Genomic DNA, 14,994 nt, shown 5'->3' with positions numbered 1-14,994 from the left:
TTTCCTAGAACCTAGGACCTAAAGTTTGACTACCAGATTTTCACGCGCTTATCTGGTGCAATGTACATCGCATCACCGGGCTTAACATCGTAAGTGCTGTAGAACTCAGGCATGTTAGATAGGGCACCTAGAGCACGGAACTGTGCTGGTGAATGTGGGTCAGTTGCTACGCGGTTACGCATAGATTCCTCTTTGATTTTGGCGCGCCAAATTTGGCTGAAACCAATGAAGAAACGCTGATCGCCCGTTAGGCCATCAATCACCGGGGCTTCTTTACCGTTAAGCGACTTTTTATAAGCGCGGTACGCGATAGTGACACCAGAAAGGTCACCAATGTTTTCGCCAAGAGTCAGCTCACCGTTAACGTTGAGATCGTCAAATACAGCGTAGTCATTGTATTGGTCAACAAGCGCCTTACCACGAGCTGAAAACTCAGTTAAGTCTTGCTCTGTCCACCAATCACGCATGTTACCTTCGCCGTCAAACTTAGCACCTTGGTCGTCAAAACCGTGGCCCATTTCGTGACCGATAACCGCACCAATACCACCGTAGTTTACTGCGTCATCGGCTTCCATGTTAAAGAATGGCGGCTGAAGAATAGCGGCAGGGAATACGATTTCGTTCATGGTTGGGTTGTAGTAAGCATTGACGGTTTGCGGTGTCATGTGCCATTCCCACTTACGAATTGGGCTACCGAGTTTTTCTAATTCTTTTTCATGGCTAAGCTTGCTTGCGCGCTGGTTGTTGCCATATAAATCGTCAGCTTTGATAGTCAGCTTGCTGTAATCTTCCCAGCGGTCTGGATAACCAATCTTGGGATCAAATTTAGCCAGCTTATCTTTGGCTGCGACTTTCGTGTCTGCGCTCATCCACTCTAGCGACTCAATGCTATTGCCATAGGCGCCACGTAGATTTTCAACCAGCACTTGCATGCGCTCTTTTGCTTCAGGTTTAAAGTGGCGCTTAACGTACACCTTACCAACCACTTCACCGAGTAGACCATTGACCGACGACACACCGCGCTTCCAACGTGGTTGCTGCTCTTGCTGGCCGTTAAGCGTTTTAGCAAAAAACTCGAAGTTTTCTGTATCGATAGCTTCGCTTAGGCTGCTTGCTGCGTGAGTCAGCACTTGCCACTGCATGTAGGTTTTCCAGGTTTCTAGATCGGTGTCTTTAATGACTTCATTTAGACCTTGGATATAGCTAGGCTGATTGATAATGATGTCAGCTTGCTTGTCGGCGCCAAGTGTTGCTAAGTAGCCGTCCCAGTTAATGTCGGGGGCCAATGTAGCTAAATCTTTAACTTGGTATTTGTTATACGTCTTAGTGCTGTCACGGGTTTCAACCACGTCCCAGTGCTTTTTAGCTATCTCAGTTTCAAGTGCAAGAATCGCTTCAGCACTGGCTTTTGGATTGGGTAGGCCAGCTAAGGTATACATTTTTTCGATGTGCTCAAGATAGGCTTTGCGGATATTCACGAAGCGCTCATCTTGGTTTAGGTAGTAATCTTTTTCTGGCAGGCTTAGACCATATTGCCAGATATGGGTGGCATAACGGCTTGAGTCTTTGGCATCGACGTTGATATAAAATGCCATCGGTGTACCGCTACCGTTAATTTGGCTGCGAGCAAAGTAAGTCACTAGATCATCTTTTGACTTAATGGCATTAACGGTTTCAAGCTCACTTTGGATAGGTGTTACACCCAGTTTATTTAGCGTCTCGACATCCATAAATGAGTTATACAGATCGGCAACTTTCTGCTCGTCGCTACCAGCTGCAAGATTTGGGGTTGCAGCCACTTCTTCGATAATCACTTTTACATCATCACGTGACTTTTCACGTAGATCGTAAAATGCACCAGAGCTAGTGCGATCGCTTGGAATAACCGTATCTTTTACCCAGGTACCATTAACGTACGAATAGAAGTCATCTTGTGGACGAACTGATTTGTCGAAGTTGGCAAAGTCGATGCCAGAAGTGAGGGCTTTTTCTACCGCTACGGCCGCTTCTGTTTTACCTGTATCTGGTGTTTTAACATTAGTCGGTTCGCTATTACACGCACTGAGGCCAACGATAAGGGAAGCGCATAAGCCCCCAACGAGTACTTTTTTCATTTTTCTTCCTTAATCTATACCGTCAATTTGTTGTTTTTTTAGAAGTAAGCTCTGCACTCACGCTTTTATCAAGCCAGCATGAATTACATTGAGTTACGTATGTTAAGGTTTTTAGCGTATAACGAACAAGCCCGCTCTGTAAACTTATGGGGATTATTGGGTAAACATGTGTAAGAAAAGGTTTCCTGGATTGAAATTAAAGTGCTTTTTATCAAATAGCCTGAGTACAAAGATTTAGCGTATAAGCTTTGTCCTAGGTCCTAGGTCCTAGGTCCTAGGGTCTAGGTTCTAGGTTCTAGGTTCTAGGTCTATAAGCTCGCCTTCTCATGCTGAAGTCCTTGCAGTGATAAGCGTTGAGTGACTGTTGATTTAAGCAAAACTTTGCCCTTTGGCGGCGCTGGCCTCATAATGTCGGCCATTATGGTTATATAAGCTGAGTTATGCCTGTGCGTTTAGATAAATTTATTTGTGAATCGACTTCACACTCTCGTGTTTCTGCTAAAAAAGCCCTACATCGTGGTGATGTGACTTGTAATGGCGAAGTGGTTAAAAACTCGGGCTTTAAAGTTACCGATGAACATGAGATCCGTCTTGACGGTGAAGTGTTAACCATCATTGGTCCGCGCTTTATCATGCTTAACAAACCTGTTGATACGATCTGCTCAACCATAGATGAAGAGTACCCATCGGTGATAAGCCTGCTGGATGTTATTCGCCCTGAAGACTTACACATTGCTGGGCGTCTTGATGCGGATACTACGGGTCTAGTACTGATCACTACCGATGGTCAGTGGTCGCATAAGATCACCTCTCCTAAGAAAGAGTGCGCTAAGCGCTATTTATTAGAAACCGCTGAGCCGTTAACTGATGACTTAGTGCAGCAGTTTAGCGACGGTGTGCAGCTTAATAATGAAGATGGCCTGACTAAACCTGCTGTACTTGAGATTTTAGGTGCTAATCAAGCGCGCTTAACGATTACTGAAGGTAAGTATCATCAGGTTAAGCGTATGCTTGCAGCCGTTGGTAATAAAGTGACTAAACTTCACCGCGAAAGTGTTGGCGCAATTGAACTTGACCCAAGTCTTGGGCTGGGCGAGTGGCGCTACTTAACCGATGTTGAGACTCAATCAGTTAAGTAAGCCAGTTATGTAAATCAGTTAAGTTAAGGCAGTAAAAGTCAGCAAGGCGACTTTAATAGGTTGATTTCAGAACTTAACGGTTACCTATGCTGAAGTTAAGTCAGTAAAGTAACGCTTAATAGTTCATTACTAGACGTAACTACACAACTATACGTAAAAAAAGGGCCCTCTAGTGAGGGCCCAAAAAAAGGTTAAGCGTTGTGAAAACAATTGCTGCTATTACTTAACCTTAATGCTCGTAAAAGCGCTTGGTCGAACAGCTGTGTTAACGCTGTTTTCTGCAACCTGTCGCAAGCAGACCAAGTAGAGCAAGACCTAGGAAGCCTAAGCTACCACCGCTAGAATCTGACTCAGGTTGCTCATCTGGAGTCTCTTCCGCTGGTGGCGGAGTTGGCTCTGTACCATCAGAGTTCACTGTTAGGGTGAAGCTCGTTTGTGCAGCGTCATTAGGGAAGGCTAAGTCGTGTGCCATTACGGTTACCACAGTTTCGCCATACCAATTTTCTTCTGGAGTTAACGTCACCATATTGCCTTCAACGACTGCGGTTACATGCTCAGCAGACACTTGAACTCCATTGGCAGTGCTCTCTTTATCTTGAACCATGACTTCAAAGCTGATGCTAGCGTTCTCATCAACACTCATGTTATTCAAGGCGCCAATCGCAAGGTTGGTTGGTACTTTTAGCGCTGCGGTTGTTGTGATGCTATCACTACCTGTGTAGTCGCTATCGACTGCAATTTGTAGATCTTGACCCACAGCGGTAGCACCCACTCGAGCTGAGAATGACAGCTCAACGGCTGATTGCTCAGGACCAAAGTAGTTGGCACATACCACTAAACCTTCAGAGACTTTCTCGTCAACATCGTTGAAGGCGAAGCTATCACCGATATAGCCATAAGCTGGACCGAAGGTGCCACGAGGACCATGGAAACCGTGCAGACCAATTGAGCCTAAGTGCGATTTTTTACCTGTCATAGTGTCGTAGGCAAAGATGAACTCATGCTCACCCGCGGCAAAGTTAAGCTCGGTAGACGCTAACAGCTCGAAGCTATAACGAGCGTCATAGTCAGGGTCAAAGTTAACACCAAAGGCAAACTCTTGGCGCATGTTGTCCCACTCTACAATCAAGTAACGACCGTCAGTAGTTGATGCCAGTGATACACCGTCGTAGGCTTCTGTCTCCATATTGAACTCAGGCATAATCATACCGTCACCACGCCAAAGTGGAGCAATCACTGTATCTGGGAAGAACTGCTCGTCCATTGGGAAGTGCAGTGGCCAGAATAGCGGCATACTATCAAGCTGGATGAAACCGGCTGGTGAAATCGTTAGGGTGTCCTTCTCCATAAAGTCTGGATTGTTATTATAAAGTGGGATCCTATCGACACCAAAAGCACTTAACGGAATGGTGAGTGTTTCGTTTGCACGACCTGCAATAGCAAATACAGGTTCGATGTATGCTTCCTCAAACAAGTCGAGATAGTAAGGGTTTGAGCCAACAGGAATGCGACACGTTAAGTCGTCATCGCTGGTGGTAAACTGATACTCTCGTGCCTGTGTGTTACTGGCTGGCTGCATGGTAGCAAGACTAATTTGATTGCCTTCAACCGTAAGGTTATCGGTTAAGTCGAGATTATTACCGCTAGCAGTAACTGAGTCCGCTATTAGCTGTAGACCTTCAGGGAGCTCTAACTGCATATTGACGTCACGCTCAAGCCCAAGCATGTTAGGAGCCATCATTACGTTCACTTGAACAATGTCACCTTCTTTAGCTTGCTGCTGACTGGTGCTAACCATTACATCATCACCCGCATGGACTAGATTTAGCGCCATCTTTCCAAGGTTACCGACATTTTCAGCACTGTTACCGACTTCAACCAAGCCATAGAAACGGTCGCCCTGTTTAGCATCGCTTAATGACCAGTTGATGTTAAGGTTATATGGATCGATACCGTTGGTTGTTTGTGGACCAGTGACAGTCACTGAACCATTATCAACGCTTGGAATAATCGCTAAGCTAGTGACAATGTTATCCAAGGTATCTTCTTCATCGCTCCAAGGACGTTTGAAGTTACCAAGCATGGCCCAATAACGACCTGGCACTGGATTATTAATTGCGCAGTACTCTTGAAGACCGGTAAATGAATAACAAATTGCTTCGTCATACCATTCAACCAAACCGTTTTCATTGAGGTCCATGCCGATATCTAACGATGTCTCAGCGGCTTTATCTTCAGAGACCTGCTCCCATACTATGCGAGCTGTACCTTCAGGCACATCGAAGAAGTGCAGCTTAATACCTGGGTTGTCGACCAGAGTGCTAGGGTCCTCAATATCGATATAAGCGGCGCTAAGCTGATGCTCAACCACATCACCTGCTGTGAGACCGTGAACCTTAACATTGAGCTCTGCAATCTCGTTAGTCATCAACTCTGGAGTGAGCATCGTACCGTTATCGCGGTGGATAATACCTGACACCATTTCTGGTAATTTTGAGCCGCTAAAGCGGGCAATAACCGGCAGATACTGATCTGGCATGGATTTATCAGCGGGGGTTAAGTTTACTTTACCGAAGACATCAAGATTAGCTGAACTTGCGTTTACCGAAGTCACGTCTAATACCGTTGCCGTCACCATGATGCTTTGGCTTTCGCCTGCCAGAATAGAGAAGTTCTGCGGATAGACTTCTAGCTGCAAGAACGGCGCGCCTTCCATCGCTAACACTTCTGCATTTACGTCCCAGTCACCGTCTTTAGTTGCAGTAAAAGTACGCATCCAAGTACAGGTGCTTTGACATTCAGCATCAACCAAATAAGGTACGTTGAGTGCGGTTACATCGCCGCCTTCCATAGGGTTAGCTGCACGATAGTTGTCACCGTTCTCATCCATGACGAGACCTGCTTTTACCGCTCTAGCCACATTGATGACACCGCTACCCATTTGATGGAAGCTTGCTGTTTCCAGCTCTGCAGGGTAATCATTGTTGTAGGCTTTACCTGATTGTGCAGTCATCATTAGTGCTGACTGGATCATCGCAGGTGTCCATTGAGGATGGGCCTGCGTCAGTAGTGCTAATGCACCCGCAACATGGGGGCCAGACATTGACGTACCGCTGATTGCAACATAGTCACTTGGCGCAGGGTACAAGCTAAATGGCATCTCATCTGAGTAGGCGGCAAATACATCTACACCCGGTGCAGATACGTTGGGCACCATAGTATTTGGATTTGTGGTGCTTGGTCCACGTGATGAGAAGTTAGCTAATATATCAGCCTCACGTTCAGTCGTGGTGATCTCTGAAGCATAGATACTTAACTGAGGTGCAGACTCTGAGTTTGCGACCCAATCCACAAGTGAATTTCCTGATGCCATATCGACATGCATACCAGGAATAGGGAAGGGGTTTAAATTAAGGCTATTACCGCCTCGGCCATCATCCCAAGAGATAGCGTTATAGAGGATAACGCCGCCAGCACCACCTTCAGCAACGTTAACGCCTTTTTGTACGCGGGCTATATCGCCACGCTTACACAGGACAATATCGTCACTTGTAAACGTCCCTTCAGCAAATGGCTCTAAACAAAGTTCATCACCAAAATTCGCAGCATCAACTAAGTTACCCGTAAAATCACCGGTGATACCGTAACCTTCAATATCATCAGGTGCACCAGCACCAACATAGTCGCCAATGCGGCCAGCTACTGGTTCAATTTGGCGACCGTGAGTGCTCGCTGCAACAGAAGTTAACCAAGGTGAGACATGGTCGATATATGATGGTCCGTATTGGCCCCAGTTACCTGCAGATGCTGCAACTGAGATCCCCGCTTCACGTGCTGATAGGAAAGCCATTTCAATCGCATCGTACCAAGGTAAGCTTTCAAGGCCACCAATTGAGAAGTTGATAACATCAACGCCATCAACAATCGCATCTTCAATCGCTGCAACCAGTGCATCACCCGGACAACCACCAAAGGTCTCACCAAATGAACCACCACCTGGGTAACATACTTGGTAAGCAATAATGTTGGCTCGAGGGGCTACACCTGAAATTTCAGGGAAGACTAATGGGGTATCAAATCCATCTGATTTCTCAGTCATTCCTGCTAACTGGTAGGCTACATCGTGCAGTACATTACCCGCTACGGTACCGGCTGTGTGTGAGCCGTGACCGTTGTAATCTTCACCATTGGGGGCACGTTTATAGTCAGCTTCCCACTCTGGGATATCTGGCTGGAATACTGGATCTTTAAAGGTATCGGTAATGATATCGTATGAGCGTACACCAATTAGTTTGCTGTTACACATGTTTGGATATTCAACACAGTCACCGACAAACTCGCCTTTGCCCAGTGGGTTTGTATGTACATAACCATCGCCTGCTACTGCAGCAAATGATGGGTGATCCGAGTTAATACCCGTATCGATAATACCGGCAACGATGCCTTCACCGCGCATCTCTACGCCATCGGGGACACCACTGCCTTGCCAAACCATATCAGCACCAATGTGCTTAGGGCCTACATCAGTAAATAGCTTATATTCTTTAGCACGACTCACGACTTTAACGCCTGGCAAGTCTGCCACTTTAGCCGCTTCTTGCTGGCTTAAGGTCATCGTCATACCGTTTAAAGCAATATTAAAGCGTCGCTTAATCTCGGCGCGCGGTGCGACCATTCTGATTTTACTTGCTGTTAAGTCTTGGGTTTCAGTCAGGTAGCTACGGTAGCTTTTTACTGCCGGGCTTTTAACATCGAGTGTACCGAAGCGCTCACTGCTGCGCATCGATGGTTGTTGGCTACGAGGAGAGGTCGCGGCGAACTCAGGTCGCTCACCTTGATACAATGCAATCGGTGCATCCATCAACTGGATGATGTAGGTGTGCTCCCCTTCAATCTCGTCTTCCCATACGAAAGGCGCCTTATGGCTGCTGCCTTTAGCCGCACGATGTACGTTCATGCCAACTTGCCCAGGGCGGTTACCTTGATTAACACCAGGATGTTTTGGCTTGTTTTTATATTGTTCGATTTGCTCTGGTGTGAGTTTTATTCCGATAAGCTCGCTATTACCACCATTAGTGGTGTCTATGGATAAAGGGTCCGCGACTAACGTCCCTAACCCAGTAGCGTATAACGCAGCCATTGTGACTACGCTAATTTTCTTGAGTTTCATGGTCCATTCCTTGTTATTCGTTGTTGCGAAATTGTTAATGTCGCTGTGCGTTTTTAACTGCAGAATAGTGTTGCGGGCTAATGCGTTATGCGTATAAAGCGATACGTATTTTGTATGCAAATAGGTAGGGTGTTCACCTTTACCCTTTAATAACAGCTGGTTAACTTTTGTTGTAGATTGTGTGCATTGCATGCGGATGGATACAAGTTGTAACAGTGAGCTTCTTGTTCAAAATATTTAACAGTTGTATGTTGTGTTTCTGTTAAATTTGCTGACTTCGGATGAGTCATGATTGAATTTAGACATTTGAGAAATTTTACTGTACTGGCTAGAGAAGGAAATTATCAGAAGGCGGCGCAGAGATTAAACTTGGCACAGCCTTCATTGAGCCGAAGTATTCAGCGTTTAGAGGGGTTACTAGGGACAGAGCTTTTGAACCGTGGTCATCAAGCGATGTCGTTGACGGCATCGGGTGAGTTGGTGCTCAATCATAGTGAAAATATTATTCAAGGGGTCGACACGCTACGCAAGGAATTACAATACCTACAGGGTAAAAGCAGCGGACATCTTGCAATTGGGACTAGCCCGGTTCCAGCTAATACTATCCTTGGGCCTGCAATCGGGCGCTTTATCGATCGCCATCCTGATGTGCATATAGAGTTAGAAGAGGGCACGTGGCAGAATAATTTGGTCAAATTGCTACAGGGAAAATTATCTCTATTGGTTACCGATGTGAGGGGGGAGGAGATAGGTCATGAGGCGTTAGTACAAAGCTTTAACTTGCCCACTTATAATGCGGTGTTTTGTGCCAGAAAAGATCATCCCCTTTCTAAACGTGACATTTTGAGTTTAGATGATATTCGTCAATTTCCGATCGCCATTCCAAGGAACTTACCTGCTGGTGTCGTTGATATGTTCGGTGATCTCTTGTTTCAATATCGCAGTGACTTTGCAGGGCTTTTGCATTATGACGCTTTTTCGCCGATTAAAGCGGCGATGCAGCATTCGCAGATGTTAGCCCTTACTCCTCAGGTAGCCTTATTGGATGAAACGATGAGGAATGAGCTACATATCTTTAAGCCTGTCGATATGCCGAAGTTGGATGTCTGCTTTAGTGTGGTGATGTTGCGCAGTCAGGCTAGTGTAGCGGCTAAACGTTTCTTACAGTTGATGTTATCTAACTCTTAACTCACTTTAAGATGGGATAAAAAAGGCCCCTTATAATCAGGGGCCAAAGACAAGTGATGAAGAAAAGTAACGTTCTAACTTAGCGTTACGGTTTTTTAATTAAGTTAGCGAGTGACGTTTTTTACGGCTGCCAGCTAACAATCCAAGTAGCGTAAGCGCTAGGAAGCCCAGGCTACCCCCACTAGAATCTGACTCCGGTTGTTCATCCGGAGTTTCTTCTGCTGGTGGGGTTGGCTCTATACCATCAGAGTGCACCGTTAGCATAAAGCGGGTAGATGCTTGATCTGAGGGATATGCCATATCATGCACGGTAACGGTAACGGTAACTTCTGTGGTGCCGTGCCAGTAAGCATCAGGTGTAATGGCAAATGTTTCACCAGTGATAGTCGCTGTAATATTCTCACCGCTGACCATCAAACCATTGACCGTACCTTTTACGTCGTTATACATAACGCTTAAGCCTTCAAGGGTGCTATTTTCTTCCATCTCCATATCTGGCATTGCAGCAACACTGATATTACTTGGTGCTAGCACGGTATGAGTAACAGACACTAACTCTGAATCAGCATATTGAGTCTGAACTGACACTGTGTTGTCACTGCCTATCGCGGAGGCTGATACACGGGCTGAGAACTTAAGCGAAAGTGCTGTTTGCTCTGGCCCCCGATAATCGGCGCAAACCACTGTACCTTCACTGACTTTTTCATCAACGTCGTTATAAGCAAAGCCGTCATTCAAGTAGCCGGAGAGTGGGCCAAATGGCGTACGCTCGCCCCAGAATCCATGCAGACCAATTGAACCTAAGTGAGCATTTGCTGATTTTAAAGTTTGATAAGCAAAGATCATCTCTGGTGTTTCCGGGTCAAAGCTTATTGAGTTAGCAATAATAGTTTGAATGTTAAACTTAGCATCAGGATCTGGGTTGGTGTTACCGACCAAGAAGCTGTTCCACTCTTCACCGCCATCCCACTGGAAGATATAGTGATCATTGGTTACCACACCATATACCACGTTGGTGTAGCGGAATGTTGCCCAATCAATCGAGCCTTGCGGCATCTTCACATCACCGCGCCATAGTGGTGCGATTACCGTGTCTGGGAAGGTTTGAAAGTTCTCATTGAATGGCTGGTTATAGTTCCAAAACTCTGGGTTAGCATCGAGTTGAATATAACCAAATGGCGAGATCCCAAGTACATTTTGTGTGAACTCCTGAGGATTGGCATACAGAGGTATATGAGGTAACCCATTCTCTTCCATCGGTATGTATAGCATCTGGTTAGATAGACCTGAAATACCTAAATCTTGATAGCCTTGCAAAGGTAGGTCATAGAAGGTTTCATCGTCACCGTAAGGCACCTTACAGGTCGCGTCATCTAAGTTGGTAGTAAACACATAGTGACGCTGCATATCGCTAGACGATGCCTGTGCAGCGTTGATGCTAATCGTATTGCCGCTCACTGTCAGGCCTTCATGATAGTCACCTACGCCGCCAACAACGATAGAGTCTTCGATTAACTGCATCCCTTCAGACAGTGCTGCATTTAATGTGAACTCACGCTCTGCCCCGAGTAAGTTAGGTGCTAAATCAACGATGAAATCAACTATATCACCAACCTTAGCCGCCGTTTGCGATGCAGTAATTTCAGTGTCTATCCCCTTATGTTGTAATTTAACAGCAAAATCCCCCAAGTTAGTTGGGTTGTAGTCATCACTGCCTAGCGCAACAACACCGTAGTAAGTGTCACCGTCGGTAGCGCCTGGCAGGTTGTAGTTAAGTTTTAATTGATAAGGAGTCAGACCATCGGTCGTCGCAGGGCCTTCAACCGTCATATTGGCATCATCGGAACCGCCAACAATACCTAGACTGAGAACAAATTCGTCAGCAAGGTTTTTAGGGTCTTCATAGTCATACTTCCAGTTGGCAGCAATTGCCCAGTAACGACCCGGGGTCGGGTTGTTAATGGCACAGAAGTCGCCGTTATCGGTAAATGAGTAGCAGATAGCTTCATCTAACCATTGAATGTCACCATCTTCATTGATATCCATACCCAGATCGATAGAGGTATAAGCGTGTTTTGGTGCCGACAGGACTTCCCACACAATTCGCTGCGTACCGGCTGGTACATCGAAGAAATGAACTTTGGCGCCGCCATCGGCTTCTATCTCAGCAAGCGTTAAGCCAGTCGAGTAAGTTCTTGCATCTGCGCGAGCGAGTGCATAGGTAAATGTTTCCCCTTTGGTTAAACCAAATACTTTTGAGTTTAGCGACTGGATCTCTTCAGTGTTAAGCATTGGCGTTAAAGTATGCCCTTGCTCGCGGTGAATAATCCCGGACACTTCAGCAGGTAAGTTGTCGCCACTATAACGAACACCTACATGTAGGTGCTGCATTGGTGTGCTGCTATTTGCTGGAGTCAGTTTGACTGAACCTGTCAGCTGCAGTCCTGACGAGTCGGCGCCAATCGCTTCGACCTCTAACACTTTTGCTTTTAAGCTAATGGCTTGAGACTCACCCGCTTTAAGAGTAAAGGTCTTTGGCGACACCTCTAGCTCTAGCATAGGTGCACCATCCATAGTTTCAGCTGTCGCATCAACGGTCCAAGTCCCTTCTTCTGTCGCTGTTACTGTGCGCATCCAACTACATGTACTGGCACAGTTATCTTGATAGAAGTAAGGCAGGTTCAAGGTGTGAATGTTACCGCCATTATTGGGGTTAGCTGCGCGGTAATTTTCAGCTGTTTCATTGAGCAATAAACCCGCATTATTAGCACGTGATACGTTGATCACGCCACTACCTGCATCACTGTATCCCGCTGGGACGGGGTCATAGGGCGAGCCATCGCGCGAGCGAGTGGCATTATCTAATGACGCTGTGGTCATCAATGCCGATTGAATCTGCGCTGGCGTCCAATCAGGATGCGCCTGAGTCAGTAGTGCCATAGCGCCTGCTACGTGAGGTGCTGCCATCGATGTACCGCTAATTGCTGCGTAATCCGCTGGCATACCTTGCGTGCTAAATGGCATCTCATCGGCCCAAGCTGCAAACACGTCAACACCTGGCGCAGCTAAGTTTGGTGACATCACATCGGGCGCTTCAAGATTGGGACCACGCGATGAGAAATCTGCAACGTAATCAGCAACTCGTTCATTGGCCACCACTTCAGAGGCCGTGATGGTTATGCTGTGATTGTCACCACCTTTAAGCCAATCTTCTAGACCAAAGTAACCGTTTTTGTAGTCACCATAGTAAGCGTTGTAATCAATATGAATACCTGGGATAGAGTAAGGATCATTGGCAGTGGTTTCTGAGTAACCCGAGTTCCACAGGATAAAGCCACCTGCGCCACCGGCCTCAACGTTAGTCGCTTTGGTTACGCGGGCAATATCACCACGCTTACACACAACAATTGGCGCGGTAGCAAATGGATTTCCATCAGGATCTACCGAGAAGAAGTCTGCAGGGAAGGGGTCGTTACACTTTTCATATTCACTGCCGTAAGCTTTGGCTTCAACAACGGGGCCTGTGTAAGCGCCAGTTAGCCCGCCACCGACAAGTTCATCAAGCGGCTTTTCTCCCCCAGTTGATGCAGTTAGCGTTTTACCTTCAACCGCTATTTCGCGGCCATGAGTCGTTGCTGCTACAGAGGTGATCCAAGGTGAGAAGTGGTCGATGGCGCCGCGTGCTTGACTGGCATGTTGCGGTGCATAAGAGTTACCGGCAGAAGCAGCAACCGAGATCCCAGCTTCACGTGCAGCCAAGAAACCCATCTCCATAGGGTCATCCCAAGGGAAAGTACCAAAAGGGCTACCAATTGAGTAGTTGATAACATCTACGCCATCAGCAACGGCATCTTCAATACCTGCTAACAGCGCAGAGCCAGGACAACCACCATAACCGTCACCATAGCTGCCGTCACCAGGGAAACAGACTTGATACATAATGATGTTGGCGCGTGGTGCAACACCAGACACTTTGTCAAATTTAAGGCCAGTTGGTATGCCATCACCAACTTCGCCCGTAATAGCGACCACATGCTCTACATTAAACAGCTCATTTCCCGCCGCAGTTGAAGCCGTGTGTGAACCATGACCATTATAATCCTCACCGTTTTGAGGGCGCTTAGGGTCGGTAATGTTCCAAGAGGGTTGCTCTGGCTGGAAAGCGGCATCCATATAACTGTCGGTGATGCTCTCATAGGAGCGAATACCGATAAGCTTATCGTTACACATGCTGGCAAATTCAACTTTTTCACAGTCACCTAGGTAACTGCTATAGCGATCTGGCATTGTATGGGTATAACCATCGCCTGCAACTGCCGCAAAAGAGGCGTGATCTGAATTGATACCGGTATCAAGTACCCCAACGACAATGCCTTCACCTTTGTATTTATCATCAGCTGCACTTCCAGTCCAGATGCCGTCGGCACCTATGTGTCCTGGACCATTATCAGTGTGTAACTCATACATTTTCTCAAGGCTAACATTACGAATACCTGGAAGGCTGGCAACGTTTGCAGCTTGCTCTTGAGTCATGCGTAGCGCCATACCATTAAACGCCAATGTGTATCGATTTTTTATATCAAGATTGGCCCCAACCCTTGCGGATATTTGGTTAAGCGCTTGATCTTGTTTATCAGTTAGGTATTGGCTGTATTGCTTAACTGAACTGCTTTTAGTATCGAGTTTGTTGTGGCCACGAGGGCTTAACATACTAGGGATGGTGTTAACCGTCGGGGATGTTGCCTCAAATTGCGCAACGCCACCACGGTAGAGAGAAACGGGTTTGTCGCTTAACTCTACGATATAAGTTTGTTCCCCTTGTAAACCTGCTTGGTGTTTAAACGGTACTTTGCTGTTTTGGTTTGTAGCGATTGCACGGTGAATATTTTGTGCGTTACTCGCGGGACGGTTTACGCTATTGCCGGCTCTACTGTTACCACTTCGGAGCTCTTCATTGTATTTAAGGATGGCATCTGTGATTTCGATACTACGTATATTGTTATCAGTGCCAGAAGCGGCCACTGTGCCTGCACTAGCGGCGTAGATTGCCGCGATAGTCATCAGACTTATTTTTTTAGTTTCATTGTTCTGCCTTCTGGTTGTATTTGTGCAACTAGATTGTTAACCGTTTGTTGCTTTGGTGGCCAATAGTCAGAGTGAATGCTGTTATAGCTGATGGGTATGCAAGTTTTTTTATGATTAAAAACGGACTGTTTATGCGGTTTTATCGTGTTGAAGTACGAGGGTAATTGAATTGAACGGATCTAATTTCATTTAGAAACCCTATAATTAATAGCAAGATGAACCGGAAATATTAACAGGGATACAATTGATACAAGTTGTTACATTGCCGCTATAGCGAACTTGTGTCGGGCCTTTATCT

At 46.3% G+C, this 14,994-nt stretch carries 5 protein-coding genes; 2 read left to right on the top strand and 3 right to left on the bottom strand.

Translation table 11 applies throughout. The annotated features are described in order from the left end of the window. Positions 1-29: 29 nt before the first annotated feature. A complete protein-coding gene (locus ACVBJC_RS09725; protein WP_447160752.1) occupies positions 30-2,114 on the bottom strand; it encodes a M13 family metallopeptidase in 2,085 nt (694 codons plus the stop codon). A 440-nt stretch (positions 2,115-2,554) separates the two neighbouring features. On the opposite strand from ACVBJC_RS09725, the gene rsuA reads away from it, so the two are divergent. Beyond that, entirely contained in the window at positions 2,555-3,253 is a 699-nt protein-coding gene (gene rsuA, locus ACVBJC_RS09720; RefSeq protein WP_447160753.1) for a 16S rRNA pseudouridine(516) synthase RsuA, read from the top strand. Positions 3,254-3,518: 265 nt separating this feature from the next. Here the strand turns inward: rsuA and ACVBJC_RS09715 are convergent, their stop codons facing one another. Beyond that, the gene (locus tag ACVBJC_RS09715) at positions 3,519-8,423 is read right to left on the bottom strand and encodes a S8 family serine peptidase (RefSeq protein WP_447160754.1); all 4,905 of its coding nucleotides are present in this window, start codon (positions 8,421-8,423) and stop codon (positions 3,519-3,521) included. A gap of 288 nt (positions 8,424-8,711) precedes the next feature. Between ACVBJC_RS09715 and ACVBJC_RS09710 the strand changes: the two genes are divergently transcribed. Continuing rightward, the gene (locus tag ACVBJC_RS09710) at positions 8,712-9,611 is read left to right on the top strand and encodes a LysR family transcriptional regulator (RefSeq protein ID WP_447160755.1); all 900 of its coding nucleotides are present in this window, start codon (positions 8,712-8,714) and stop codon (positions 9,609-9,611) included. Positions 9,612-9,710: 99 nt separating this feature from the next. Here ACVBJC_RS09710 and ACVBJC_RS09705 read toward each other — a convergent pair whose 3' ends face one another. Beyond that, on the bottom strand, positions 9,711-14,672 hold the full coding sequence (locus tag ACVBJC_RS09705; RefSeq protein ID WP_447160756.1) for a S8 family serine peptidase: 4,962 nt from the start codon (positions 14,670-14,672) through the stop codon (positions 9,711-9,713). Positions 14,673-14,994: the final 322 nt, after the last annotated feature.

It is taken from the genome of Shewanella sp. 0m-6, from assembly GCF_052977325.1.
The sequence above is the reverse complement of the archived record's forward strand: the minus strand, read 5'-3'. Positions and strand labels throughout refer to the sequence as shown.